Annotated in this window: 20 protein-coding genes; 10 read left to right on the forward strand and 10 right to left on the reverse strand. The window is 60.6% G+C overall.

Features of this window, described 5'->3' with window-relative positions:
* Positions 1-99 precede the first annotated feature (99 nt).
* The 7 genes from ACP15V_RS07060 (at position 100) to recN (ending at position 9,222) form a co-directional block, all read left to right on the forward strand.
* Entirely contained in the window at positions 100-1,041 is a 942-nt protein-coding gene (locus ACP15V_RS07060) for a D-alanine--D-alanine ligase (protein WP_424942969.1), read from the forward strand.
* On the forward strand, positions 1,029-1,943 hold the full coding sequence (locus ACP15V_RS07065; RefSeq protein WP_424942970.1) for a cell division protein FtsQ/DivIB: 915 nt from the start codon (positions 1,029-1,031) through the stop codon (positions 1,941-1,943). Before ACP15V_RS07060 ends, ACP15V_RS07065 begins: the two co-directional genes overlap by 13 nt.
* A complete protein-coding gene (gene ftsA, locus ACP15V_RS07070) occupies positions 1,936-3,270 on the forward strand; it encodes a cell division protein FtsA (protein ID WP_424942971.1) in 1,335 nt (444 codons plus the stop codon). The genes ACP15V_RS07065 and ftsA overlap by 8 nt, the downstream gene beginning before the upstream one ends.
* 326 nt (positions 3,271-3,596) lie before the next feature.
* The gene (gene ftsZ, locus ACP15V_RS07075; RefSeq protein ID WP_424942972.1) at positions 3,597-5,252 is read left to right on the forward strand and encodes a cell division protein FtsZ; all 1,656 of its coding nucleotides are present in this window, start codon (positions 3,597-3,599) and stop codon (positions 5,250-5,252) included.
* 276 nt (positions 5,253-5,528) lie between these two features.
* Positions 5,529-6,452, forward strand: a complete 924-nt coding sequence (gene lpxC / locus ACP15V_RS07080; RefSeq protein WP_424942973.1) for a UDP-3-O-acyl-N-acetylglucosamine deacetylase — start codon at positions 5,529-5,531, stop codon at positions 6,450-6,452.
* Between the two features lie 180 nt (positions 6,453-6,632).
* Positions 6,633-7,544, forward strand: a complete 912-nt coding sequence (locus tag ACP15V_RS07085) for an outer membrane protein assembly factor BamD (protein ID WP_424942974.1) — start codon at positions 6,633-6,635, stop codon at positions 7,542-7,544.
* A 25-nt stretch (positions 7,545-7,569) separates the two neighbouring features.
* The gene (gene recN / locus ACP15V_RS07090) at positions 7,570-9,222 is read left to right on the forward strand and encodes a DNA repair protein RecN (RefSeq protein ID WP_424942975.1); all 1,653 of its coding nucleotides are present in this window, start codon (positions 7,570-7,572) and stop codon (positions 9,220-9,222) included.
* A 207-nt stretch (positions 9,223-9,429) separates the two neighbouring features.
* Here recN and ACP15V_RS07095 read toward each other — a convergent pair whose 3' ends face one another.
* Complete coding sequence (locus tag ACP15V_RS07095) at positions 9,430-10,803, reverse strand: FAD-binding oxidoreductase (protein WP_424942976.1); 1,374 nt, start codon at positions 10,801-10,803, stop codon at positions 9,430-9,432.
* A 78-nt stretch (positions 10,804-10,881) separates the two neighbouring features.
* Between ACP15V_RS07095 and ACP15V_RS07100 the strand changes: the two genes are divergently transcribed.
* Positions 10,882-12,570, forward strand: a complete 1,689-nt coding sequence (locus tag ACP15V_RS07100; RefSeq protein ID WP_424942977.1) for a chloride channel protein — start codon at positions 10,882-10,884, stop codon at positions 12,568-12,570.
* Positions 12,571-12,769: 199 nt separating this feature from the next.
* Here the strand turns inward: ACP15V_RS07100 and rsmA are convergent, their stop codons facing one another.
* The 6 genes from rsmA to ACP15V_RS07130 form a co-directional block, all read right to left on the reverse strand.
* On the reverse strand, positions 12,770-13,612 hold the full coding sequence (rsmA, locus tag ACP15V_RS07105) for a 16S rRNA (adenine(1518)-N(6)/adenine(1519)-N(6))-dimethyltransferase RsmA (protein WP_424942978.1): 843 nt from the start codon (positions 13,610-13,612) through the stop codon (positions 12,770-12,772).
* A 1-nt stretch (position 13,613) separates the two neighbouring features.
* Positions 13,614-14,624, reverse strand: a complete 1,011-nt coding sequence (gene pdxA / locus ACP15V_RS07110) for a 4-hydroxythreonine-4-phosphate dehydrogenase PdxA (RefSeq protein WP_424942980.1) — start codon at positions 14,622-14,624, stop codon at positions 13,614-13,616.
* Positions 14,621-15,859 carry a peptidylprolyl isomerase gene (locus tag ACP15V_RS07115; RefSeq protein ID WP_424942981.1) on the reverse strand — a complete coding sequence of 413 codons (1,239 nt, stop codon included), beginning with the start codon at positions 15,857-15,859 and terminating at the stop codon, positions 14,621-14,623. The genes pdxA and ACP15V_RS07115 overlap by 4 nt, the downstream gene beginning before the upstream one ends.
* A gap of 161 nt (positions 15,860-16,020) precedes the next feature.
* Positions 16,021-18,195, reverse strand: a complete 2,175-nt coding sequence (locus ACP15V_RS07120; protein ID WP_424942982.1) for an LPS-assembly protein LptD — start codon at positions 18,193-18,195, stop codon at positions 16,021-16,023.
* Positions 18,195-19,292 carry an LPS export ABC transporter permease LptG gene (lptG, locus tag ACP15V_RS07125; protein ID WP_424942983.1) on the reverse strand — a complete coding sequence of 366 codons (1,098 nt, stop codon included), beginning with the start codon at positions 19,290-19,292 and terminating at the stop codon, positions 18,195-18,197. Before lptG ends, ACP15V_RS07120 begins: the two co-directional genes overlap by 1 nt.
* Positions 19,289-20,476, reverse strand: a complete 1,188-nt coding sequence (locus ACP15V_RS07130; RefSeq protein WP_424942984.1) for an LptF/LptG family permease — start codon at positions 20,474-20,476, stop codon at positions 19,289-19,291. Before ACP15V_RS07130 ends, lptG begins: the two co-directional genes overlap by 4 nt.
* A 149-nt stretch (positions 20,477-20,625) precedes the next feature.
* Between ACP15V_RS07130 and ACP15V_RS07135 the strand changes: the two genes are divergently transcribed.
* On the forward strand, positions 20,626-22,095 hold the full coding sequence (locus ACP15V_RS07135) for a leucyl aminopeptidase (RefSeq protein WP_424942985.1): 1,470 nt from the start codon (positions 20,626-20,628) through the stop codon (positions 22,093-22,095).
* Between the two features lie 4 nt (positions 22,096-22,099).
* Complete coding sequence (locus ACP15V_RS07140; RefSeq protein ID WP_424942986.1) at positions 22,100-22,597, forward strand: DNA polymerase III subunit chi; 498 nt, start codon at positions 22,100-22,102, stop codon at positions 22,595-22,597.
* A gap of 171 nt (positions 22,598-22,768) precedes the next feature.
* Here ACP15V_RS07140 and ACP15V_RS07145 read toward each other — a convergent pair whose 3' ends face one another.
* The 3 genes from ACP15V_RS07145 to ACP15V_RS07155 form a co-directional block, all read right to left on the reverse strand.
* Positions 22,769-23,350, reverse strand: coding sequence for a retropepsin-like aspartic protease family protein (locus ACP15V_RS07145; protein WP_424942987.1), 582 nt, complete (start codon positions 23,348-23,350; stop codon positions 22,769-22,771).
* Between the two features lie 93 nt (positions 23,351-23,443).
* Positions 23,444-24,076 carry a MarC family protein gene (locus ACP15V_RS07150; RefSeq protein ID WP_424942988.1) on the reverse strand — a complete coding sequence of 211 codons (633 nt, stop codon included), beginning with the start codon at positions 24,074-24,076 and terminating at the stop codon, positions 23,444-23,446.
* Positions 24,076-25,923 (reverse strand): ABC-F family ATP-binding cassette domain-containing protein, encoded by a 1,848-nt coding sequence (locus ACP15V_RS07155; RefSeq protein WP_424942989.1) that lies wholly within the window; start codon positions 25,921-25,923, stop codon positions 24,076-24,078. Before ACP15V_RS07155 ends, ACP15V_RS07150 begins: the two co-directional genes overlap by 1 nt.
* Between the last annotated feature and the right edge of the window lie 36 nt (positions 25,924-25,959).

Consider the following 25,959-nt stretch of genomic DNA (forward strand, 5'->3'; position numbering starts at 1 on the left):
CTTTAAAATTTGTGGGCATTTCTTCCGGGCAGGGGGAATCTGTCTCGAAAAAACAAGGGTCTAAACGGCCCGGGCAAACGATCGAGTATCGGGGGCAGTATGACGGGCAAGGCAAAACAGGCGGCCCTCAAAGTTGTGGTCTTATTGGGAGGCCCCTCGGCGGAACGCGAGGTGTCCCTGACCAGCGGGCGTGAATGCGCTGCGGCTTTGCGGGGCGAAGGATTTCAGGTGGTCGAACTGGACGCTGGCCCCGATCTTGTGGAGCGTCTGAAAAAAGAACAACCCGATGTCGTCTTCAACGCGCTGCATGGCCGGTGGGGCGAAGACGGCTGTGTGCAGGGCATTCTGGAATGGCTGGGTCTTCCCTATACCCATTCCGGCGTTTTGGCCTCGGCCCTTGCGATGGACAAAGAACGCACCAAGGACGTGTTTCGCGCCGAAGGCCTGCCAGTCGTCACATCGGTTCTGGCGGACCGGGACGAGGTGAAAAGCCGCCACGTGATGGCACCGCCCTATGTGGTGAAGCCTTTCAACGAAGGCAGCTCGGTTGGCATTTATATTGTCAGCGAAGGTGCAAACTCCCCGCCGCGACTGGCCGACACCATGCCGCAAACGGTGATGGTGGAAACCTATGTGCCGGGGCGCGAGCTGACCACCACGGTGATGGGGGCCTCGGGCGATGAACCGGCCCGCGCGCTTGGCGTGACCGACATCATCACCGATGGCTGGTATGACTATGACGCGAAATATGCCGAAGGCGGATCGCGTCACGAAATCCCTGCCAAGATCCCGGCAGAGATCGAAGCCGCCTGCCTGGACTACGCCGTGCGCGCGCATGAGGTGCTGGGCTGCAGAGGGGTGAGCCGCACCGATTTCCGCTGGGATGAAACACGGGGCATCGACGGTCTGATCCTGTTGGAAACCAACACCCAGCCCGGCATGACACCGACATCTTTGGTGCCCGAGCAGGCAGCACATCAGGGCATGACCTTTGGCGAACTTTGCGCCTGGATGGTGGGGGATGCGTCATGCAACAGGTAAGCGCGTCTCGCAAACCTGGCCTGAAACAGGACAGCGCGCCGCGGCGCGACCCGGCGCCCTCGCGCATCGCCTATAAAATCAATCGCCTTTGGCTGACCCCTTTGTTCCGCGCCACGCTGCGGGTGGGGCTGCCGGTGTTTCTGGTGTTGCTGGCGGCAGGTTGGTTCTTCTCAAACCCCACAAACCGCTATGCGATTGGTGAAAAAATCACTGAAATCAAACGCTCCGTGCAGGAGCGCCCGGAATTCATGGTCAAACTGATGGCCGTGGAAGGGGCGACGCCGATTGTCGACGACGCCGTGCGCACCATCTTGCCGATTGATTTCCCGATTTCGTCCTTTGACCTCGATCTTGACGTGATGCGTGGCGAGATCATGAAACTTGACGTGATCGCAGATGCCGAATTGCGCATCCGTCCCGGCGGCGTGTTGGAAGTTGCGATCACCGAACGCGAACCGGTGGTGATCTGGCGCGATGGCGATCTGCTGGATCTGCTTGATCAAACCGGCCATCGGGTGGCCAGCCTGACCGCGCGTTCCGCACGCGCCGACCTGCCAATGGTTGCAGGGGCCGGGGCCGATCAAGCCGTGCAAGAGGCGTTGGAGCTGATCGCCACCGCCCGCCCGCTGGCGGAAAAGCTGCGTGGCCTTGTGCGCGTTGGCGAACGCCGCTGGGATCTGATCCTGGACGGTGAAAAACGTATCATGCTGCCAGAAGATCAGCCCGTTTTGGCGCTGGAGCAGGTTCTGGCGCTCGATCAGGCCCAGGATCTTCTGGCCCGTGACCTCACCGCAATTGACATGCGAACCCCTTTGCGCCCGACGCTGCGCCTGGCCGAACCCGCCACGGAAGAGCTGCGCCGGATCAAGGCCTTGGAATTCGGAGATATTTCCAATGACTGAGCTTTACGCCCAACAACGCGCCATGCGATCGATGCGACAGGCCGCCATGCAACGTGGTGTGATTGCGATCCTTGATGTGGGGACCTCGAAAATCGGCTGTCTCGTGCTGCGCTTCGACGGGGCCGAGCAATATCGCGAAGGTGACGGGGTGGGCAGCCTGGCCGGACAAAGCGCGTTTCGGGTGATCGGCGCTGCGACGACCCGCTCACGCGGCGTGCGCTTTGGCGAGATTGACGCGATGCAGGAAACCGAACGGGCCATTCGCACCGCAGTTCAGGCGGCGCAGAAAATGGCCAATGTGCGTGTGGATCACGTGATCGCCTGTTTTTCCGGCGCCAATCCGCGCTCTTACGGGCTGGCAGGCGCGGTGGAGCTTGGCGAACGCGCGGTGTGCGAAGATGATGTGGCCCGGGTGCTGGCGTCTTGTGACGTGCCGGATTTCGGGACCGGGCGCGAGGTGCTTCATGCCCAGCCGGTAAATTTTGCGCTGGATCATCGGACCGGCCTGTCCGATCCACGTGGTCAGTTGGGAACGCGGCTGGCCGTTGACATGCACCTTCTGACCGTGGACAGCGCGGTCATCCAGAACCTGCTCTATTGCATCAAACGCTGCGATCTGGAAGTGGCCGGTCTGGCCAGTTCGGCCTATGTGTCCGGCATTTCGGCACTGGTGGAAGACGAACGCGAACTGGGGGCGGCCTGCATTGATTTGGGCGGCGGGGCGACCGGCATTTCGATCTTCATGAAAAAGCACATGATTTATGCGGATTCTGTGCGTCTGGGCGGCGATCATGTGACCTCGGACATCTCCAAGGGACTTCAAGTTCCCCTTGCAACTGCTGAAAGAATAAAGACATTTTACGGCGGCGTTGTGGCCACCGGCATGGATGATCGCGAGATGATCGAAATCGGCGGCGACACGGGCGATTGGGAACGCGACCGCCGCACGGTCAGCCGGGCCGAGCTGATCGGCATTATGCGCCCGCGTGTCGAAGAGATCCTGGAAGAGGTCCGCACCTGTCTGGATGCCGCCGGGTTTGATCACCTGCCCAGCCAGCAAATCGTGCTGACCGGCGGGGGCAGCCAGATCCCTGGTCTGGACGGGTTGGCGCCGAAGATCCTCGGGCAACAGGTGCGCATCGGTCGTCCGCTGCGCGTGCAGGGCCTGCCGCAGGCGGCCACGGGGGCCGGGTTTGCCTCTTCGGTTGGGCTTTGCTTGTTTGCCACAAACCCGCAAGACGAGTGGTGGGATTTCGACATTCCCGCAGAAAGCTATCCGGCGCGCAGCCTGAAGCGCGCGATGAAGTGGTTCAAGGATAACTGGTAAACCGCAAGCGCGCGCAGCAGGTCCCCCGAGTGGCGCGCCAGACCGAAGGCCAATAAATTCCATGGGTTCAACGGCATAGTTGATGTCTATGGGAGACCGGTTTAATTCATCCATATTTGGTGCAATGGGCGAAATCCTGCTGATTTTACAGCGGGTTTCCCCATATTTTGCGCCCAATACATCAATTGATGGGTGACGTCCCCCCCGCTTTTGCGGTAATGTGGCTGAAAAGAGGCAGTCACCGGCGATTCACGCCGACAAGAACACATCCCGCTGACGCAGGCCAGAGACGCCGCGCAGCACGCACATTAACAGGCGGACAGATCATGACATTGAACCTTACCATGCCTGGTCAGGAAGAATTGAAACCTCGTATCACGGTGTTTGGCGTGGGCGGTGCCGGCGGCAACGCGGTCAACAACATGATCGAGAAAGAACTGGAAGGCGTCGAGTTCGTCGTCGCCAACACCGACGCCCAGGCGCTGCAGCATTCGCGCGCCAAGGACCGCATCCAGATGGGAGTGAAGGTGACCGAAGGTCTGGGGGCAGGGGCCCGCGCGACCGTTGGCGCCGCGGCGGCCGAGGAAAGCATCGAACAGATCGTCGACCACCTGGCGGGCGCACACATGTGCTTTATCACCGCAGGCATGGGCGGCGGCACAGGTACGGGCGCAGCGCCGATCATCGCGCAGGCCGCGCGGGAGCTGGGCGTTCTGACGGTGGGTGTTGTCACCAAGCCGTTCCAGTTCGAAGGCGCGAAGCGCATGAAACAGGCGGAAGACGGGGTCGAGACCCTGCAAAAAATGGTCGACACGCTGATCATCATTCCGAACCAGAACCTGTTCCGTCTCGCCAATGAAAAAACCACCTTCACCGAGGCCTTCTCGATGGCCGATGACGTCCTGTATCAGGGCGTGAAAGGTGTGACCGACCTGATGGTCCGCCCGGGCCTGATCAACCTCGACTTTGCGGACGTGCGCGCCGTGATGGACGAGATGGGCAAAGCGATGATGGGCACCGGCGAAGCGACCGGCGAAGATCGCGCGGTTCAGGCGGCTGAAAAAGCCATCGCCAACCCGCTGTTGGACGAGATTTCGCTGCGCGGCGCCAAGGGTGTGCTGATCAACATCACCGGCGGCTATGACCTGACGCTGTTTGAACTGGATGAAGCCGCCAACCGCATTCGCGAAGAGGTGGACCAGGACGCCAATATCATCGTGGGCTCGACGCTCGACAACGATATGGAAGGCGGCATGCGCGTGTCCGTTGTGGCCACCGGGATCGATGCTGCGGAAATCCCGGCCGAAGTGCCGGTGCCGCGTCGCCGTCTGTCGGAACCGTTGCAAACCCCGATGGAAGTGGAAGAAAAGTTCGAAGCTCCGGAACAGGTGGCCCCGGCGGCCATGGTTGCCGAAGCGCCTGTTGAACCTTCGCTCTTTGGGGAAGACCTGAACGCGACCGAAGCCGCAGCAGAAGAGCAGGCCGAAAACGTGTTCCCGGCGGAAAGCGCCGGTGGCGATCTGCCGCCGCCCAGCTATCAGCCGCAACAGCACGTGGCCGAACAGCCCATGCCGCAGCATACGATGCAACAGCCGGTTCAACCCGCGCCGCAATACGATGAACAGCCCGCCGTGGCTCAATTCGTGGCGCCCAAGGCTCCGGCTCCGGGCACCCCGTCGCCAGAGGCCCTTGCCCGTTTGCAGGCCGCCGTGCACAACCAGCCGCGCGCCCAGCAAGCCCAGCCGCAGCGCCCGATGGAGCAGGCCGAGCCGCAAACCTCTGACAAGCCGCGCTTTGGGATCAACTCCCTGATCAACCGCATGACCGGGCACGGGGCCGCCGAAGGGGCCGCCGCCCGTCCGCAACCGCCGGTGGAGGCCCCGACGCAGCATCAGGCCCAGCATCAGGCCCAACAACCGCAGATGGATGCGGAGCAGGAAAAGGTGGAAATCCCCGCGTTCCTGCGCCGCCAGGCCAATTGATCGGTTTCTGACCGCCTGTTGCAAAGCTGACAGGTCAGCGTCTCAAAGGGGCTGAAACGACTTGGAAATCTTCACGAAGGGCTGCCTATCGGGCGGCCCTTTTTCTTTTTGTTTAGAATTGCTTATTACGGATTTCGGCGGGTTTTTGCCCAATTTGTTTACCTTTGGGGCACCATGTTTCAAACCGTTACAAATGATTGAGTTGTTGTCAGGCGGGGCGGGCATTACCCATAGGGATACCGGGGCAAAACCCGGTGGCCATCAATGAGGCGCTTCGTGCAAACCACAGTTACCAGCTCTGTCACCTTCTCGGGCACCGGACTGCATACCGGGCGCCCCGTGCGCATGACCGTGAAACCGGCGTCAGCCGAATACGGGATCTGGTTCAAACGGATTGACATTACAGATCGTGACAACATGATCCCGGCCCATTGGGCGTCGGTCGTGCCGTCGCGCCTGTGCACGCTGGTGCGCAATGAAACTGGCGTAGAGCTTTCGACCATTGAACATATCATGGCCGCGCTGGCCGGCTGTGGCATTCACAATGCGTTGATCGAGATCGACGGGGCAGAAGTGCCGATCCTGGATGGCAGCTCTGCCAGATTTGTCGAAGGTCTGATGCGCGCGGGCGTGCGTCACCTGTCGCAAAAAGCGCGGGTGATCGAGATCTTGAAACCGGTTGAGTTCCACGATGGTGATGCCTGGGCCCGGTTGGAACCGGCCGACGGGTTCCTGATGAATTTCCACATTTCATTCCCGGATGCCGCGATCGGCACGCAGAGCAAAAGCCTGGACCTGTCCAACGGCAATTTTGTCCGCGAGCTATCTGACTGTCGCACCTTCTGTCGTCAGGCAGATGTGGACGCGATGCAAGCCAATGGGCTTGCGCTTGGTGGCGTGCCCGGTGAAAACGCTGTGGTGGTTGATGGGGATCACGTGGTCAGCCCCGGTGGTCTGCGCCGCGCGGATGAGGCCGTGCGCCATAAGATGCTGGATGCGCTGGGTGATCTGGCGCTGGCGGGCGCGCCGCTCAAGGCACGATATGTCGGACACAAAGCTGGTCACGCCATGACAAATAAACTGTTGCGCGCCCTGTTCGACCAGCCCGACAGCTGGCGTCTGGTTGATTGCGACGATGCCTTGGCGCGCCTGTTGCCGGGCGTTGGTCTGCGCCGGTCTGACCTGCCAATGTCGGCCTGATCTTCCGCCTGATCGCGTTTTTTGTCCCCCACCAGGGACTTGCCCAAAGGCATCGATTGGCGACAAGTCGCGAAAAAGCCTGACTAGACCATTTTGCACCGCAAATTTCTGTGCTAGGACAAGCCGAACGGGTGGAAATTTCAGACCACCTGAGAATTGAGTTACGGGGTAGGCATCCATATGATCCGCGTCAATCTGATGAAGGCCGTATCGACGGCGCTCGTGTCAGGGGTTCTGCTGTCGGCCTGTTCAGGGGGTGGCAGCATCGGTTCGGCTGGCATTGGCAGCGGAGGCGGAGGCCTGTTTGGCGGCCTCTTCGGTGGCGATGAACAGGTTGTCAAAAAGCCGATCGAAGAATGGACCGCCGAAGACATCTTCAAGCGCGGCGAATACGAGCTCGACCGCGGCAAACCCGATAAGGCCGCGAAATGGTTTTCCGAGGTTGAACGCCTCTATCCCTATTCCGAATGGGCCAAACGCGCCTTGATCATGCAAGCGTTTTCCTATCACAAGGATAAGGAATACGAACAATCGCGGGCCACGGCGCAGCGCTTCATTGATCTGTACCCGGCCGATGAAGATGCGGCTTATGCGCAATATCTGCTGGCGATCAGCTTTTATGACCAGATCGACGAGGTTGGCCGCGATCAAGGCCTGACCTTCCAGGCTCTGCAGGCCCTGCGCGCGGTGATCGAGCTTTATCCAGACACCGAATATGCGAAATCCGCGATCCTCAAATTTGACCTGGCCTTTGACCACCTGGCCGGTAAAGAAATGGAAATCGGGCGCTACTACCTCAAGCGCAAGCATTACACCGCCTCCATCAACCGGTTCCGCGTGGTGGTCGAGAAGTTCCAGACCACCACCCATGTGGCCGAGGCCCTGCATCGCCTGGTCGAAAGCTATCTTTCGCTTGGCCTGACGGATGAGGCACAAACCGCAGGGGCCATTTTGGGGCATAACTTCCAGTCGACCGAATGGTATGCGGCAAGCCACCGTTTGCTGACACAGGCGGGTCTGCAGCCGAAGGCCAAGGGCGACAACTGGCTGAACACCATCTATCGTCAGCTGGTCAAGGGCGAATGGCTGTAAGCCTCTCGCAGGGGTGAGGGGCGTCATGCTGCGCGGATTGGACATTCGGGATTTGTTGATCATTGATCGGCTGGAACTGGAGTTTCAGCCCGGTCTGAACGTGTTGACCGGCGAAACCGGGGCCGGGAAATCCATCCTTCTGGACAGTCTGGGGTTTGTGCTGGGCTGGCGCGGTCGCGCCGATCTGGTGCGCGCGGGGGCCGAACAGGGCGAAGTGACCGCGATCTTTGATCTTCCCGCTGATCACCCGGCCCGCACGGTTTTGGACGAGGCCGGGATCAATGCCGAAGATGAGCTGATCCTGCGCCGGGTGAACCGCGCGGATGGGCGCAAGACCGCTTGGGTCAATGACCGCCGCGTGTCCGGTGACGTGCTGCGCGCGCTATCGGATACATTGGTCGAATTGCATGGCCAGCAAGATGATCGTGGCCTTCTGAATCCCCGTGTGCACCGCCAGCTGCTGGATGAATTTGGCGCGCTGGACGGAAAACTGGCCAATACCCGAACCGCCTGGCGGGTGCTTGCCTCGGTGCGCAAATCGCTGGATGAGGCACGCCGGGATCTGGCAGAGGTCCAGGCGGAAGAAGAGTTTTTGCGTCATGCTGTGGAAGAGCTCGACAAGCTCGATCCGCAACCCGGCGAAGAACCGGAACTGGACGCGCGCCGCCGGATGATGCAAGCCGCCGAAAAGATTGGCGAGGACATCCAGCGGGCGCATCAGGCGCTTGGGGCGGGCGACGGGGCAGAGGCCCGCATGGGCGATGCGCTGCGCTGGCTCGAAGGCGTGGCGGATCAGGCCGGGAACAATCTGGATGAGCCGCTCAATGCCCTCGGCCGCGCCATGGCCGAGCTGGGGGATGCGGTTGCGGGCGTCGAAGCGGTGATGGATCAGCTGGCCTTCAACCCACATGAGTTGGAAACCGTCGAAGAACGTCTTTTTGCCATTCGCGGCCTTGCCCGCAAACATCAGATCGCCCCGGAAGAGCTTGGCACATTCGCCGAAAATCTCCGCGCCCGCCTTCACGCGCTTGATGCAGGCGCCGGACAGATCTCCGCCATGGAAGCGGCTGTGACAGAGGCCGAGGCCGGCTATCAGACAGCGGCGCTTGCCTTGCGGCAGGCGCGGGCAAAAGCCGCCAAAGCACTGGATCAGGCGATGGGGGCGGAACTTGCGCCGCTCAAGATGGAACGCGCCGTGTTCACCACGCAGTTGACCGAGGCTGATCCCGGCCCGGACGGGATCGACGCGGTGACCTTCACCGTTGCCACCAACCCCGGCGCGCCCTCTGGCCCCTTAAACAAGATCGCCTCGGGCGGTGAACTCAGCCGTTTTCTGCTTGCTCTCAAGGTCTGCCTGACCCGTGACGCGCAAGGGCTGACCATGATTTTTGACGAGATTGACCGTGGGGTTGGCGGCGCCACCGCCGACGCCGTTGGGCGGCGCTTGAAAGACCTGTCCAACGGGGGGCAGGTGCTGGTGGTGACCCACTCGCCCCAGGTCGCGGCGCTTGGGGGGCATCATTGGCGGGTGCAAAAGGCCGTGCATAATGGCGTGACCCTGTCGACCGTTATGCCGCTGACCACAGATGACCGCGTCGAAGAGCTCGCCCGGATGATCTCTGGCGACACGGTGACCGAGGCGGCAAAAGCCGCAGCGCAGGAACTCCTAAACGGTTGATCAGATCTTATTTTCTAAAGCGTTTCGACTTATTGTTGAGACATAAGTTTCGACTTATTGTTGAGACATAAGAATGAGGCGAAACGCTCGAAACCTACCATGTTGCGGGCGTTTCGAAATCAACTTGTGGCTCAAGTTAATCTCGAAACGCTTTAATCGGAAATATCCCGGGGTGAGGCGGATAGCCGAGGGGCAGCGCCCCTGAAATCAATCCTGCTGCACCAGCTTGCCGGGGTTCAGAATACCGGTTGGATCCAGCGCCCGTTTGATCTCTCCCATCACCTGCCAGGCCGTGCCGTGCTCGGCCTGCATCAGGCCCAGCTTGCCCATGCCAATGCCGTGTTCGCCGGTGATGGTTCCGCCAAGCGCAAGGGCACGTTCACTCATCCGCCGAGCCAGTCCCTTGGCCGTTGCCATCTCGGCCGTATTGCCGTCTTCGATCAACAGGATGGCATGGAAATTTCCATCCCCCATATGGCCCAGAATGGGGCCGGGCAGGCCCGCGGCAGCAATATCCGCGCGGGTGTCTTCCACCGCTTGGGCCAGTTTCGAGATCGGCACACAGATGTCCGTCACCAACGCCTTTGCCCCGGGGCGCAGCGCGGTGACGGCGTAAAAGGCATTGTGGCGAATGTTCCACAGCCGGTTTCGGTCTTCGGTGCGCGTGGCGCTTTCATACCCGGTGGCGCCGAAATCTTTTGCGATCTCTCCAAACTCATCTGCGGCATCCGCCACCGCCGCGTCACTGCCATGAAACTCCACCAGAAGATGGGGGCACAGGGGCAGATCAATCCCTGCGTGGTCATTCACGGCGCGGGTGCTCTCGTCGTCCAGAAACTCGATCCGCGCCACAGGGATGCCCATCTGGATCACCTGCTGCACCGTGGCCACGGCCGACCCCATATCGGGAAAGGCGCACACCCCGGCGCTGATCGCTTCGGGCGTGCTAGAGAGGCGCAGGGTGAGTTCGGTGATAATGCCAAGCGTGCCTTCCGCCCCCAGCATCAGCGCGGTCAGGTCATAGCCGGACGCTGATTTCGCCGCACGTGATCCGGTTGTAATCACCCGCCCGTCCGCCAGCACCACGGTCAGCCCCAAGACATTGTCGCGCATCGACCCGTAGCGCACCGTTGTGGTGCCGGATGCCCGGGTGGAGGCCATGCCGCCAATGGTGGCGTTTGCGCCGGGATCCACGGGGAAGAACAGCCCCGTGGCGCGCAGATCTTCGTTCAACGCCTCCCGGGTCAGGCCGGGTTGCACCACCGCAACCATATCCCCGGGGTCGGCGGTCAGCAGTTGGTTCATCCGGGTCATGTCCAGGGACACCCCGCCGCGGATCGGGGTGGTGTGCCCCTCCAAGGACGTGCCAGCCCCAAAAGCGGTGACAGGGCAGCGATGGGCGTGGCAAATGGCCATGATCCGCGACACCTCTTGGGTGGACCCGGGCCAGACGACCAGTTCTGGCAAGACCATGTCAAAATGGGTCTCGGACCCGCCATGTTCCCTCAGATCGGACTTGGAGCGGCTTACACGATCGCCTAGAAACGAGGTAAGCTCGGTATAAACGGTGTCGATGGACATCCATCATCTCCCAAACAGCAGCCGAGACAGACTAGCCCGAATGGGCTATTGGGGAAAGGGTCGGGCAAAGTTTTGACAATGTTTAATCAAACAAAATTGTTTATAATCCGCGTATTAACGGCGAATTTTGAAGCATTGTCCACGACTTGGAAACTGTTGCGGCAAAAAGGCCCCTCGCAGGTGCAGTTCTGGTTGATTGCGCTGGTGATCGGTATCGTGTCGGGTGCGGCGGCGTTGGGTTTTCGAAAGGGAATCGAATGGTTGCAGGCCACGCTTTATGGCACAAACGATCTGGCTCATCTTCACAGTTTTGCCTCGACCCTGCCGTGGTACTGGATCCTGATCCTGCCGGCGCTTGGCGGATTGGTGGTTGGGGTCATCCTGAATTGGTTTACGCCAGATGGCAGGGTCCGTTCTGTTGCTGATGTGATTGAAGGGGCGGCCCTGTGGGAAGGGCGGGTAGAAAAACGTGCAGGGATCGGATCGGCACTGGCGTCTTTCATCACGCTGTCCACCGGCGGATCCACGGGGCGCGAAGGCCCGGTGGTGCATATGGCGGGTGTGGTGTCGAGCTGGATCGCCAACCGGATCCAGGCCAACGGCGTGACCGGGCGTGACCTATTGGGCTGTGCGGTGGCCGCCGCGGTCTCTGCCAGCTTCAACGCGCCGATTGCCGGGGCGCTTTTTGCGCTGGAGGTGGTGCTGCGCCATTTTGCGGTCCATGCCTTTGCCCCGATTGCCATTGCTGCCGTGTCGGGGACTGTGATCAACCGGTTGGAATATGGCGGCATGACGGAGTTTATCTTGCCGCAGGAAGGCAGTCTGGCGTTTTACGTGGAACTGCCCGCCTTCCTGATCCTTGGTGTGATCTGCGGGTTTGTGGCTGTGGTTTTGATGCGGGCGATCTTTTTTGCCGATGATCTGGGCAATGACCTTCAGGCGCGGATGGGTCTGCCCAAGGTGCTACGCCCGGCCTTGGCGGGTCTGATGCTGGGGGCGATTGCGATCTTTTATCCCCACATTATCGGGGTCGGTTATGAAACCACCTCGCTGGCGCTGACGGGCGAGTTGTTTTTGCATGAAGCAATTGTGTTCACCGTGGTCAAGGTTTTTGCCGTGTCAATCACCATGGCCGGGCGCATGGGGGGCGGTGTGTTTTCGCCATCCCTGATGGTCGGGGCCCTGACGGGGCTTGCGTTTGGCATTGTTGCCACGGCGATATTCCCCGACGTGTCCGGGTCAGAAACCCTTTATGCGCTGGCGGGTATGGGGGCTGTGGCCGCCGCGGTCTTGGGGGCACCGATTTCCACCACGCTTATCGTGTTTGAACTGACCGGGGACTGGCAGACCGGAATTGCCGTGATGGGCGCTGTGTCGCTCTCTACGGCCCTGTCCAGTCGGCTGGTGGACCGATCTTTCTTCCTGACCCAACTTGAACGGCGCAAGATCCACCTGGCGGCAGGGCCACAAGCCTATTTGCTCACCACGGTGCGGGTGGCCGAAGTGATGCGCGACATAGGGTCGGACCGTGCGCCGGACGAAGCGGAGTGCTGGGATTTGATCGAGCAGGGGGTCTATGTGGATGGCAATGCCACCCTGGAAGCGGTGATGCCCATCTTTGAAAACACCGGGGCGAGTTTCATACCTGTGGTGACCCTGGGGGGGGAAGCAGATACGCCGGACCTTTGGGGGTCTGTGCATCATGTAGATGCATTGAAAGCGTTCAATCGGGCGCTGTCTGCGACCGCTGAAGAAGAGCATTCTTAATATTTATCATATGCTTGCAGTTTTCTCTTGCAGCGGATGCGCAACTGGATTCTAGTTTTCTAGTTTTCTAGTTTTCTAGTTTTCTAGTTTTCTAGTTTTCTAGTTTTCTAGTTTTCTAGTTTTCTAGTTTTCTAGTTTTCTAGTTTTCTAGTTTTCTAGTTTTCTGGAGTTCCTCTCCCCGGTGCTTGTCTCTCGCGCCTTATGTCGTGCTCAGCGCGTGGGTGAGGGCGCAAAACTCTTCCAATCCAATCTCTTCCGCCCGCGACGTAGGTTTGATCCCGACCGAGGTCAGGATGTCTTCGATCTCGGGGCTCATGCCTTTCAGCGAGGCGCGCAGCATCTTGCGGCGTTGGTTGAACGCCATCGCCACCACTTTCTGCAGCTTACCTGCATCCGCCTCAAATCGCGGCTGGGGCAGGGCGTCCAGATGCACCACGGCGGAGCGGATCTTGGGCGGGGGGGTGAAGGCTTCGGGCGGCAGTTCCATCACGATGCGCGCGTCGCTGCGCCACTGGGCCAGCACCGCCAGCCGCCCATAGGCCTTGGAGCCTGGTTGGGCAACAATGCGCTGTGCGACCTCTTTTTGAAACATCAGGGTCAGGCTGGACCAGGCGGGCGGCCAGGTCTTGGGTGTCAGCCAGCGCACCAGCAATTCGGTTCCCACATTATAGGGCAGGTTGGCGACCACGCGGATCGGCGGGGTCAGATGCTCCAGCGGGTCCAGTTCCAGCGCATCGGCATTGATCACCTCAAGCCGCCCCGGATACGCCGCCTGGATTTCCGACAGTGGCCCCATGGCACGGCTGTCTTTTTCCACCGCCAGCACTTTGCGCGCGCCTTCTGCCAGCAAACCACGGGTCAGACCACCGGGACCGGGGCCCACTTCCAGCACGTCACAGCTGCTCAGATCCCCGGCTTGACGGGCGATTTTCGAGGTCAGGTTCAGATCCAGCAGAAAGTTTTGCCCCAGCGATTTTTTGGCGCGCATATCATGGGTTGCGATCACCTCGCGCAGGGGCGGAAGGCCGTCAATCTGTGTCATCTCACTGTTCCTCAAGGCGGGGGCTGCGGGCTTTGCCCATGGTCCAGGCCATGCGCAGGGCCGCAATCAGAGAGGTTGGATCGGCTTTGCCAGTGCCCGCGATATCAAACGCGGTGCCGTGATCGGGCGAGGTGCGCACGAAGGGCAGGCCGAGGGTCACATTCACACCGCCCGCAAAATCGATGGTCTTGATTGGGATCAGCGCCTGATCGTGATACATGCAGATCGCCGCGTCATATCCGGCGCGGGCACCCGCGTGAAACATCGTGTCCGCCGAGAGCGGCCCAATCAGATCCAGCGCTTCGTGACGCAGCTCTTCCAAGAGCGGCGCGATCATGTCGATCTCTTCCACACCCATGGCCCCCCCTTCACCCGCATGGGGGTTCAGCCCGGCAACGGCGATGCGTGGCTTGGCAATGCCGAAGTCACGGATCAGGGCGGCGTGGGTGGTAGAAATGACCTGCGCCAGTTTTTCGCGGGTCAGGGTCTTTGGCACATCAGACAGCGCGATATGGATGGTGGCGGGCACCACGCGCAATTCTTCGCAGGCCAGCATCATCACCACATCGGCATCGCCCTGATCCGAGCGGGCCAGATGGGCCAGAAATTCGGTGTGCCCCGGAAAGGCAAAATCGGCGCCATCTTTCAGGGCTTTTTTGTGGATGGGATTGGTGCAGATCGCGGAAACGGCCCCGGATTGGGCCAGGTTCACAGCGCGTTCAATCACCTCGATCACGTGCCGGGCATGGTCCGGCTGTGTCCGGCCCGGGGTGCGACCGGATCCAAACTCGTGCGGCAGCACCGGAACGGCCTGCGTGTCATGCGCGTCACTGGGGGTTTTGATCAGTTGAAATGCCGTCCCTGCCGGGAGGTGGGCCGGATCACCCATCCAGAAGAACGGCACGTGCCCCTTCAATGCCTCGAAGGCGGGGCCGACCAATTCGGGACCAATGCCCGCAGGCTCCCCGGCGGTCAGCGCCACGGGGGCCGGGCGGCGTGTGCCGCTGGTCATTTGTTGACGACATCCTTGATATAGGCGGCAGCGCGCAACTCTTCGAGATACCCTTTGGCAATGGTTTGCAGGCGCTCGTTCAAAAGCTGCAGGCGCACTTCGTCACGGCTGACCTCTTCGGGCAGATCGCGATTGCGCGAACACAGCATCAGGAAAACCAGGTTCTGACCATCAGACGTGGTCAGCGAAGACGAGGCTTCACCGGGGTCAAGCTTGGCGAGTTCCAACGCATAGGTTGTCGGCACTTCGTTGATCGGTTGGGCCTGTCGGGTCAGTTGCAGTTCAGACGCCCCCTTGGTCAGACCATACAGGTCGTCGCAGGTGTTCGCCCGCGCCCGTAGATTTGCGGCGGTGGTCTGGGCCTCGGACGTGTTGCCTCCGGGGATCAAATACGTGGCATAGTCGATCGTGACATTCGTGGGGGCCGGCACCTCGGTTTCTTCAATGGCGCGCATCTGAAACAAAGCAATCGCGTTTTGCACCGGAATCGGGTCGGTCACCATCCCGGGGGAAAGTGGCAAAACCTGCGCCGCCAGGGCGGGGGGCATGTTGGACAGATCCATCCAGTCCAGACGCCCGGACCGCCCCTTGGACGGCGAAGCCGAATAGCGGCGGGCGGCCGACGCAAATGCCGGGAGCGTCTTGATTTCCGCGATTTCGGTCGCACGCGCAGACGCCGCGCGCTGTTGGGCCGGGGTCTGGGCAGGCAGGATGATCTCGGACAAAAGAACCCGGACACCCGCCGCGCCGGGGCGGCTCAGATCAAGGCGCCGTTCGACATCATCATCCGAGATCACGATCTTTCCCCGATAACGTTCACGCACAACAGTGCGCCACAACAGCCCGGCCTCGACAAAATCACGGAAGGTTTCCATGGACACGCCCCCTTGGGCCAGCGCCACCTCAAACTGCTTCAGGTCGAGATTGAAGCGCGAGGTGAACTCTTCCATGCCGGCCTTGAGCTCTTCGGGCGGCAGGGAAATACCCGCGCGTTTCGCGGCCTCGCGCTGCAGCGCCTCGTCTTCCAGCTGTTTGCGGGCGAGCTCTTGCGGATTGCCCGGCGCGCGCAAGAGCGTCAGATAGGCGATGCGTTGTGACAGTTCATACGCGGTGATCACCCGGTCGTTGACCTTCACAACCGGGGCAAACAGGTTTTGGGCCCGGGCCGCTCCGTCAAGATGCGACAGGGCGGGGAGGCTTGCACAAACTGCTGCCAGCGCGATCGGCGCGGTCATCCGCAGGACAGTCCGCTTCACAAAAGAAAGGACAGGTGTCTTCTTGGTTCTGCTCATCATCTCACCCATGGCGTTTATCTGTGCGTTTATCTGCGTCCAAATTCATCTTGTATCGAAAGCATGCGGGGAAATCACCCCTTTGCATCCCTTCGGATCTCATGTCATTGCAGGCACTTGCGGGCCTTGCCCCCTGGTGCGCCGCCAAACCCAAGAAGTTCCACCTGAACCCCGACATCCGTTGTTGGGTCGACATTAGTCGAAGCGGTGAAACGGCGCGAGAGGGAAAAATCGACCGCCAGGCATTCATTCTTGTATTGCAGCCCCAGCTTGCCACTGGTCACCTGGCTTGCTGCGATGTCAACATCGCCTTCCGCACTGATGCGCCAGGAATCGTTCAACTGATAGGCCCCATCCAGACGCAGTTCGTGGATTGGGGCGTTGCGGTCTTCCATCGGGTCCGCTTCGACCCACAAATGGGCGGCGCTGATCTGCCAGACATCCTGGATATAGGCCAGGCGGCTTTCGGTTTTCGCAATATTCAAGTCATCATCAATCAGCGCACGCCCCTGAAGGGCAAACTGGCTGCCCAATTGCAGTTGCGTAGCCAATACCCAATCGGATTGATCCCCGGCCAGACCCGAGGCGCTGGAAAAGCTGTTGGTTCCGTCAAAGCGGAAGACCCGCCCGGCGGCGAAGGTCATGGCCCAGCCTGACGGGGTGAAGCGCGACCATTTCAATCCGACGGTTGCGCGGCTGCCTTCCTCTTGTTGGTCGAAACCGGGATATCGCGACAGATCGAACAGGTTGTTTTCGTCAAACTCGACAAAACGGCTGTCTTCATTGGGCAGGGTCGCGCCGACCTGGTCGCTCCAGGCCAGCTGCACGACCGGTTCGATGACATCAACCGCGCCATTGGCGGACACGCGCGAAAACGGCCAGCGCAGGGTGGCGGCGACAGAGGGCGTGGCAAAGCTCTGCTCCTGATCGTAATTGCTGTCTTGATTGATCCAATAGAGGCTGCCATTCAGACCCGCCTCAAACGACGCCAGCATGCCCATGGGCAGTTGCCAGTCCCGTTGCCAGTTGACCGAGGCCCCAAGGCGGTTCACGTCGCGTCCCACGCCATCGTCGGAACTTTCCCGAAAATAACTTTGCGCCGAGATCTGATAGACGGCCCGTCCGCCGATCCAGCCCGGTTGCCAGCGCCGCTCGTAAACGGCGTCGGCCTGTGCAAAGGGCAACTGGTCAGAGATGGGGATTTCCGAGGCGCGCAGCGTGTCATAGCGCGTGATCCCGGCGAAAATGAACTCGTCACGGCGCGCGCGGGTCAGTTCAAGGGCGTTGCGCAGACGATCCTCTTCGGAATAGTCGTAATCCAGCAGATAGCCGGGGTCGGAAACCTCCTGCAACTGGAAGCTCAGCTTGAAGTCATTGGGCAGGTCGAACGCGCCCTCGCCAAACACATAGAACCGCGTGGTGTCGGGTTGAATGCTGTCACGGCTGATCGCGCCCGAGAACAGGATGTCCCCGGTGCGAAAGGCCTGACGATACCGCAGTTCCAGCGTGCGGGAGCGGGTGGCCAGAAAGGGTGTCACGGTCAGGTCAGCGTGATCCCCCATCCGGATGAAATAGGGCGTCATCAACCCGGTGCCAAAGGTGGATCTGGTGCGGATTTTCGGGGCCAAAAACCCGGTGGCGCGTGTCAGCGTCGGGTCGGGCATGCGCAGGCGCGGCAGGAAAAAGACGGGCACATCCGCCACGCGCAGCTGTGCATTGTGGAAGTAAAGCTGCCGTTCTTGTTCGTCATGTACCACCCGTTCGGCGCGGATCTGCCACAGGGGCACCGGGTTTTTCGCACAAACCTGGCACGACGAGGTCACGACCTTATTGAGCTGCGTATAGCGCCCCTGGATCCGTTCAATCTCGACCGCGGCCACCTGCAATTGCTGATCCAGCACCAACCGCGCCGAGCGCAGGATGCCGTTGCGCAGGTCGCTGGTCAGGGCAGCGCTGTCGGCAAAAATCACCTGCTCCTTGCCGCGCTGCAGGACAATTGGCCCTTCGATGAACAGTTGGTCTTGCGGTTTGTCATAGCGCACCGCGCGCGCGGTCAGGGTTACGCCCTGAAAATGCACCAACACATTGCCCTGCGCCAGAAGGCCGGAATTGCCCTGAACCTCAACCCGATCAGCCACCAGCGTGGCCGGGGAGGTGGCGGCATTCTGGGCCAGGCTTGCGCCGGTGGCCCCCCCCAGGATGGCGGTGCTGGTTGCGAGGGCGCTCAGCAGGCTGCCCACCAACCCCGCCTTTCGGAGGCGCTTGAGATACGAGCTCATTATCCATCCTCCAGATGTAGCAGGATACCAAGGGACAGTAGGATGACGGCGATCGGGGGTGTCCAGGCGGCCAGAACCACCGGGATCTGTCCGTTTTCCCCGAGGATCTGCGCGAAGTTGCGAATGAAGTAAGACCCGAAACCAAGCGAGAGCGCCATCATGATCATCACGCCGGTGCGCCCGAACCGGGTGTGGCGCATGGTAAAGCCCGCCCCCACCAGCACCATAGCGACCAGAAACAGGGGCGTGGCCAGTTCAATATGCAGCCAGACCTGATGGGTGCGCGGGGAAAACCCGGCTTCTTCCAGACGTGTGATGAACGCCGGCAGATCCCAGATCGAGATATTGCTGGGTTTACCAAAACTGTCGCGGATCTGTTCTTCGGTCAGATTTGAGGCAATCCAATAGGCGGGCAGGTTCAGCGCGTCGCCCTCGGGGTTTTCATCGGTGTCCAGCCGCCAGACCTTGGCGGCGCGCAGGGCCCAGCGCCCGGGTTGCAGCGAGGCATGGGAGGCGGTGACCCGCATGGTTGGCACGCCCTCAGGAGAAAAGGCAAAGAACGTGACATCGGTCAGACGTGTGCCTTCCTGATCCGAGGCTTGCGCGTGAATGACTGTTTGACCCCGGTCATTGCCCTGTCTGAGCCAGACCCCGCGATCCGAAATCGACGACACAGAGGCGCTGCCGCCTTCAAACTGGGCGGACAGGCGGGCGTATTTCTTGGCTGTGGCGGCTGCAATCGGGTTGCCCACGGCCAATGCCAGCACGCCCAGCGCAAAGACCGTCAACACCGGGGACACCAGTGTCAGCATGGCGGACCGGCCAGAGGCACGGGTGACAACCATTTCCGAGCTGCGCGCCAGCGACAAGAACATCCAGATCGTCGCCAGGATAACCACCAGCGGAATGATGCGATACATCCACATTGGCATGTTCAGAAGGGTCAGGCCCAATATATCTGTGAACCCGATCTGGCTGGCGTCAAACTTGCGCATCCCCTCGACCATATCGAGCAGCACAAAGACCAGCCCCAGCACAATGAACATGGCGAAGAAGGAAAACAGGAAACGCCGGGCGAAATAGAAATGCAGTTTCATGACGCTCCCCCGCTGGCCGTGGGGGCCGCCAAGGCGCCACGTGACAATAATCGCGCCGTGCGCCGCCGTTTACGCAGATCAAACGGCGAGGGCTGGGTGGCCATCCAAAGGATAAAGCTGTTGAAGGCCAGGCCCAGTCCCGACGCCAGATAAACCAGCAAAAGCGCGTCTTCATTGCGCCGCGCTATGTCCAGCATGGTGTTGTCCACGGTCTGGAACGTGGCCACAACTCCGATGGCAATCACCACCTGTCGCCACATGCCAAAGCGGCTAAAGCCCGCAACAATCAACATGGAAAATCCGGCCAACCCGGCCACAATCACATAAAGCGCCTGAGCGTTGCGGAAATGCGCCTCGGCCCGCATCGCGGTGGCGGTTTCGCCGGTTTCCGCCAAAAGGGCCGGGGTCGGGTTCAAAAGCTCGCGCGTGTAAAGCTGGCGCACATCGCGATCACCGATCATGGGCCCGGTCAACAGCGCCGAGACATCATAGGTGAACTCTTTGAACCCGGTTGTGGTCAGCCGCCCGTCCGCCGACAGGATTTGGGCAAGACCTTCGTACATCAAAAGCCGCGGGCCCTCTTCGGTGTTCACAATCAACGCGCGCTGCGCGGTATAAGTGGCCTGCGCGCCGCCCGCGGCGACCTCGCGTTCATCTGACAGGAACAGATCCAGCAGTTCCCCTTCCGGGGTGATTTCGCGAATATACAGCGTGATCCCGTCGGCCGGGTGCACAAAACTGCCTTCGGTCAGGAACCGCGCAGTGACATTTTCGGCAATCTCGGCCTGGCGTTCGGCAAAGCGCAGCTGGCTCATCGGCACCAGAACATGGGTGAGGATCATCATGAAACCGGCGGCCATAATGCCAAAGACCAGAACAGGACGCGCCAGTCGAAACGGGCCGAACCCGGTTGATTGCGCCACCACCAGCTCGCTTTCCACATTCAGCCGGTTGGTCACGCTGACCGTCGAGGTGAAGGCGGCAATCGGCAGCACAAAGACGATCACGCCGGGCAGAATCATCGCGGAAAATTCCAGAAAGACCAGCGCCGTTTCCCCCGACGCGATGATCTGATCAAACAGGCGCACCGCGCGGTTGATCCAAAACAGAAGCACCAAAACCAGCCCGGCAAAGCCGAACTGGACCAGAAGCTGCGCCAAGATATATCTGTCGATTCTAGCCAAATTCCCCCCAAGGCCCGGCTGTGTGCCACTATATCTTGTGGGTTTCTACCTGATTGGGCGGCGGGGGAAAACTGCTATCTGGTCATTGGCTTGCCTGACCGTTAGGAATGGCAAAAGATTGCCGTACTTGTCTTATGGAAGGATCTCCCATGGCCACCCCCATTACGCCCCATTTTATTGCCACCGACCTGGATGCAATTGGCACCCATGAGGGGCGGATTGTCGTGATGCTTGCCGAGCCGGGCAAGCTCGACCCCGGCGCGCGCCGCGTGAATAAACTGATGCGCGGGGCGCTGGCACGATTTGCCGACAGCGAGGCGTTTGAAAAGATGAAAGAGGGCGAGGCGATTGAGCTGGCCTATCCCACCGGGCTGGTCGCCGAGGCCGTGCAGGTCATTCGCCTCTCGAAACAGGCCAAGGGCGAGGCCATGCGCAAGGCGGGTGCCGCCATTGGCAAATCCCTTTTGGGCAAGGATGTTCTGGTGCTGGCGGGCAATCGCCGCTTTGCCGATGAACTGGCGCTTGGGGCCTGCCTGCGGGCCTATGAATTTGTCGACCATATGTCCAAAGACGCGAAAGAGGGCGGCGCGCTGACCGTTATGGCGTCGAAGCCGGAAACCTATGAGGGCAAAGGCGACCTGACCGCGGCGCTGACCGACGGTGTGTTTTTCACCCGTGATCTGGTCAATGAACCCTCCAACGTCTTGACCACCAGCGAATTTGCCGACCGTCTGGTGGCGCTGAAGGACCTTGGGGTTGAGGTCACCGTCTTGGACGAACCCGAGCTGGAAAAGCTTGGCATGCGCGCGCTTTTGGGTGTGGGGCAGGGATCGGACAGCCCGTCCAAAGTGGTTGTGATGAAATGGAATGGCGGCGAAGCCGAGGCCGCGCCCCTTGCGCTGATCGGCAAGGGCGTGGTGTTCGACACCGGCGGGATCAGCCTGAAACCGGCGGCCGGCATGGAAGACATGACCATGGATATGGGCGGCGCGGGCACCGTGGCGGGCGCGATGAAGGCAATTGCCGGACGCAAGGCCAAGGCCAACGTCGTTGGCGTCGTGGGCCTCGTGGAAAACATGCCCGATGGCAAGGCGCAACGCCCCGGGGACATTGTGAAATCCATGAAGGGCGACACGATCGAGGTGATCAACACCGATGCCGAGGGGCGTTTGGTGCTGTGTGACATCATGTGGTACGCGCAGGAAACCTTCAAACCGATGGGGATGATTGACCTCGCCACCCTGACCGGCGCCATCATCATTGGCCTGGGCAATGAAAACACCGGGGTCTTCTCAAATGACGACCAGCTGTGCAACGCGATGCTGAAGGCCGCGCAGACCGAGGGCGAAGGCGCGTGGCGGATGCCGCTGGGCGATGCTTATGACAAGCTGATCAAATCCAACAAGGCGGATATGAAAAACGTCGGCGGCCGCGCTGCGGGGTCGATCACCGCCGCCCAGTTCCTGCAACGCTTCGTCAAGGATGACACCCCCTGGATCCACCTTGATATCGCGGGCACCGCGCAAACCGCGACCGACACCACCTATGCCCCGAAAGGCGCGACCGGTTGGGGCGTGCTGGCGCTGAACCGCCTAGTGGCGGACCTGTTCGAGGGCTGATTGCATGTCTCAAGCGGCTGAAACGGAAGGGGAAACGAAGACGACCGGAGAGGTTTTCTTCTACCACATGACCCTCACGCCGCTTGAGGCCACCTTGCCCGTGCTCCTGACCCGGTCTTTGCAAAATGGCTGGCGGGTGGTGGTGCGCGGGCGCAATGCCCAGCGATTGAATTGGCTCGATGAAAAACTGTGGTTGGAGCCTGAGGACGGGTTCCTGCCGCATGGCCGCGCCGGGGGCGCACATGACGCGGATCAGCCGGTGCTGCTCACGGACGGGCCGGACATTCCCAACGCGGCCAACACGCTGATCTCCATCGACGGGGCAGATGTGACGCCCGAGGAAATGACGGGGCTCGAGCGCGTTTCAATCCTGTTTGATGGCAACGACCCGGACGCCGTGGCCCATGCGCGTGGCCAGTGGAAAGCGGTGGTTGCGTCGGGCTGCACCGCCAAATACTGGTCGCAGGAAACGGGACGGTGGGAGATGAAGGCGAGCTCCTGATCCACAGGTTCTCCCGCACCTTTTCTCCCTTCGGTCAACAGGTTTGGGCATGGCTCACGTCGTGAGCCTGTGCCTCCGGCGGAGGTATTTAGGGCAAGAGGAAGGGGGCGGCGCACTTGACCTTCTTCTGAGGTGAACCATCACGAGGTCCGGACGCCCCTTCGCTGGCAATTAGCGCGTCAGCACCAGTTCATCCCGGCTGATTTCGATCTTTTCAAAGCGCTGCAAATAGGCATTGCCGAGCAGGGATTGCCCCATTTCTCCCTCGTTTACCCAGACCTCAACCCCATAATCTGTGATCCCTTCCAGCTCGACCCGCGCAATATTGGCGGGGGCGGTGCGGGTGGTGCCATTGGCGGTCTGGGCGCGGCCAAAGAAGCGAAGCGCATCAAGATCCACGCCGGCGCGCTCTGCATCCTCTTTGGTCAGAACCACGTTGCTGGCCCCGGTATCCACAACAAAATCAACAGGTTGCCCGTTTAACTTCAGGCGCGCATAAAAGTGCCCATCAAAAGCGCGCGGCAAGGTGATCTGGCCGGTGTTCTCAAGATAGCTTTGCCGCGGGGCAATGTCGTTGCGCACATCGTTCCACAGCCCGACCCCCGCCATGGCGCCGATGAAAATGAACACCCAGATCAGCGCGTGGCGCAGCGTTTGACCCAGATTGAACCGGTTTTCTGAGATGAAGTACCCGGCCACTGCGGTTAGCAATAGCGCCAGATACGCCAGCCGTGCATAATCATCTGCGGTCATCATCACCTCCGTTCCCAAAATATAGGAAGGCAGATGATGAATGTCACCCGCAGCGCCGCTTTTTTCCCAAGGAACAGGCGGTTACGCCCGGTCTCACATGCCGCCGACCATGCCAAAATCTTTCAGCCCATCCAGCACAAATTGCACGGCCAGGGCCGCCAGCAACATACCCAGAAGGCGCGTCAGCACGGTGATCCCGGTTTCGCGCAACACACGCTCCAGCAGGTTTGCGGCAAAGAACAAAACCAACGTGATCAGCAGCACCATCGACATGGCCACCAGCGCCAGCATTACGCCGGAATATCCCTCGCCCTGACCTGACAACAGGATCATCGTGGCAATTGCCCCGGGCCCGGCCATCAGCGGCATGGCCAGCGGAAAGACCGAAGGGTCATCTTCGGCATCAATGGTTTTCTCGGAGGTGTCCTTGCGCCGTTTGGTGCGTCGTTCAAACAACATATCCAGGGCGGTCAGCAGCAAGAGGATCCCACCGGAAATGCGGAAGGCGGCCATGGAAATGCCCAAAAACCCCAGCACATTGTCGCCGAAAAAAGCAAAGAGCGTCAGCAGAAACCCCGCCACCGCCGCCGCGCGCAGGGCAATCACCCGGCGCTGATGTCTGTTCATGCCCTGTGTCAGCGTCAGGAAAAGCGGGGTCAGACCGATCGGGTCCATCACCACAAACAGTGTCACGAAGGCGGGAATGAAATACTGAAGCTCGATCATCAACTGTCTGCCTTCTCAAGCTTTTCCTGCGCGGCCAGCCAAAGATCCTCGGCGCGGTCCAGCCCATCCATCACCTCGGCATATTTCTTTTGCCAGACTTCCATTTCGTCCAGTCGGTCGTCGTCATACAGCGCGGGGTCGGCCAGTTTCTGCGCCAGTTTATCCCGCATCTCGTTCAGCTTTTCCAGCCGCGCTTCACATTTGCGCACCTCGGATCGCATGGCAAGGATGTCATCGCGCGATGCTTTTTTCTGTGGCTTTTTGGCGGGCTTGTCTTTCTTGGGCGCATCTGAGGTCAGCAACAATTTGCGGTAATCTTCCAGATCGCCGTCAAACGGTTTCACGCGCCCCTGGCTCACCAGCCACAACCGATCCGCGACCAGCGACAGAAGGTGCATGTCGTGGCTGACCAGCACCACCGCACCGGAATAGGCCGTGAGCGCCTCGACCAATGCCTCGCGGCTTTCGATATCAAGGTGGTTGGTGGGTTCGTCGAGAATGAGCAGATGCGGCGCATCCAATGTGGCCAACAGCAGCGTCAGCCGCGCCTTTTGCCCGCCGGACAGGCGCGCGACCACGGTTTCCGCCTGTTCTGCCCCAAGGCCAAACCCTGACAGGCGCGCGCGGTGTCGGCCGGGCAATTCATCCGGTCGCAGGCGGCGCAGGTGCTCAATCGGGGTTTCATCGGGATAAAGCTCATCCATCTGGTGCTGGGCAAAATACCCGATGCGCAGCTTGGACGATTTGGTCATCCGGCCCGATTGCAGCTCCAGCCGGTCGGACAGAAGTTTCGACAGTGTGGATTTGCCCTGACCGTTCTTGCCCAGAAGTGCGATCCGGTCGTCTTGGTCAATCCGCAGGCTCATCCCCGACAGGATCGTGGTGTCGCCGTAACCGGTGGCCGCGCCTTCCATATTGATGATCGGGGGCGACAATTCTTCCGGTTCCGGAAAGCTGAACGCCTTCAACGCGGCCTCTTGCGGCGTCGTGATCGGTTTCAGCTTTTCAATCATTTTCAGGCGCGACTGGGCCTGGACGGCTTTTGACGCCTTATAACGGAAGCGATCCACGTAAGATTGCAGATGGGCCTTGCGCGCCGCGATCTTCTTGTTCTCACTTTCCGCCGCCGCAATCCGCGCCGCCCGTGTTTCGGCAAAGGTGTCATACGGCCCGGAATAATAGGTCAGCTTGCGATCTTCGAGATGCAGAATGCCGCCCACGGCCCGGTTCAAAAGCCCGCGGTCGTGGCTGACGATGATCACGGTGTGGGGGTATTTCGCCAGATATTGCTCCAGCCACAATGCGCCTTCAAGGTCGAGATAGTTGGTCGGTTCGTCCAAAAGCAGCAGGTCGGGCTGGGAAAACAACACCGCCGCCAGAGCGACCCGCATCCGCCAGCCGCCGGAAAAATCGGCGCAGGGCAGGGCGTGTTGATGATCGTCAAAGCCAAGCCCTTTCAGGATGGACGAGGCGCGGGCCTCGGCGCTCCAGGCATCAATATCCGTGAGCCGGGTCTGGATCTCGGCAATTCGGTGGGGGTCGGAGGCGTGGTCTGCCTCCTCCATCAGCGCGGCGCGTTCGGTGTCGGCGGCCAGAACCGTATCCAGAAGCGAGGTGTCAGAGGCCGGAACCTCCTGCGCCACGCCCCCGATCCGCGCGCCCCTGGGCACCGATATTTCGCCTGTTTCCAAGGTCAACTCGCCGCGGATCAGGCGAAACAGCGTGGTCTTCCCGGTGCCATTGCGCCCGACCAGCCCCACCTTGTGGCCCTCCGGGATGATTGCCGTGGCGTGTTCGATCAGGGGCCGACCTTCGACCGCGTATGAGATATCGGAAATCTTCAACATGCCTCCCATGTGCCTGAGCAGAGGCGGGGCGTCAAT

This window comes from Aliiroseovarius crassostreae, from assembly GCF_049803815.1.
Taxonomy (GTDB): Bacteria; Pseudomonadota; Alphaproteobacteria; order Rhodobacterales; family Rhodobacteraceae; genus Aliiroseovarius; species Aliiroseovarius crassostreae_A.

Coding starts and splice junctions, on each gene's coding strand:
- ACP15V_RS07060 (WP_424942969.1), top strand. CDS start 100: ATGACGGGCAAGGCAAAACAGGCGGCCCTCAAAGTTGTGGTCTTATTG.
- ACP15V_RS07065 (WP_424942970.1), top strand. CDS start 1,029: ATGCAACAGGTAAGCGCGTCTCGCAAACCTGGCCTGAAACAGGACAGC.
- ftsA (WP_424942971.1), top strand. CDS start 1,936: ATGACTGAGCTTTACGCCCAACAACGCGCCATGCGATCGATGCGACAG.
- ftsZ (WP_424942972.1), top strand. CDS start 3,597: ATGACATTGAACCTTACCATGCCTGGTCAGGAAGAATTGAAACCTCGT.
- ACP15V_RS07085 (WP_424942974.1), top strand. CDS start 6,633: ATGATCCGCGTCAATCTGATGAAGGCCGTATCGACGGCGCTCGTGTCA.
- recN (WP_424942975.1), top strand. CDS start 7,570: ATGCTGCGCGGATTGGACATTCGGGATTTGTTGATCATTGATCGGCTG.
- ACP15V_RS07095 (WP_424942976.1), bottom strand. CDS start 10,803: ATGTCCATCGACACCGTTTATACCGAGCTTACCTCGTTTCTAGGCGAT.
- ACP15V_RS07100 (WP_424942977.1), top strand. CDS start 10,882: ATGTTTAATCAAACAAAATTGTTTATAATCCGCGTATTAACGGCGAAT.
- rsmA (WP_424942978.1), bottom strand. CDS start 13,612: ATGACACAGATTGACGGCCTTCCGCCCCTGCGCGAGGTGATCGCAACC.
- pdxA (WP_424942980.1), bottom strand. CDS start 14,624: ATGACCAGCGGCACACGCCGCCCGGCCCCCGTGGCGCTGACCGCCGGG.
- ACP15V_RS07115 (WP_424942981.1), bottom strand. CDS start 15,859: ATGACCGCGCCGATCGCGCTGGCAGCAGTTTGTGCAAGCCTCCCCGCC.
- ACP15V_RS07120 (WP_424942982.1), bottom strand. CDS start 18,195: ATGAGCTCGTATCTCAAGCGCCTCCGAAAGGCGGGGTTGGTGGGCAGC.
- lptG (WP_424942983.1), bottom strand. CDS start 19,292: ATGAAACTGCATTTCTATTTCGCCCGGCGTTTCCTGTTTTCCTTCTTC.
- ACP15V_RS07135 (WP_424942985.1), top strand. CDS start 20,626: ATGGCCACCCCCATTACGCCCCATTTTATTGCCACCGACCTGGATGCA.
- ACP15V_RS07140 (WP_424942986.1), top strand. CDS start 22,100: ATGTCTCAAGCGGCTGAAACGGAAGGGGAAACGAAGACGACCGGAGAG.
- ACP15V_RS07145 (WP_424942987.1), bottom strand. CDS start 23,350: ATGACCGCAGATGATTATGCACGGCTGGCGTATCTGGCGCTATTGCTA.
- ACP15V_RS07150 (WP_424942988.1), bottom strand. CDS start 24,076: ATGATCGAGCTTCAGTATTTCATTCCCGCCTTCGTGACACTGTTTGTG.
- ACP15V_RS07155 (WP_424942989.1), bottom strand. CDS start 25,923: ATGTTGAAGATTTCCGATATCTCATACGCGGTCGAAGGTCGGCCCCTG.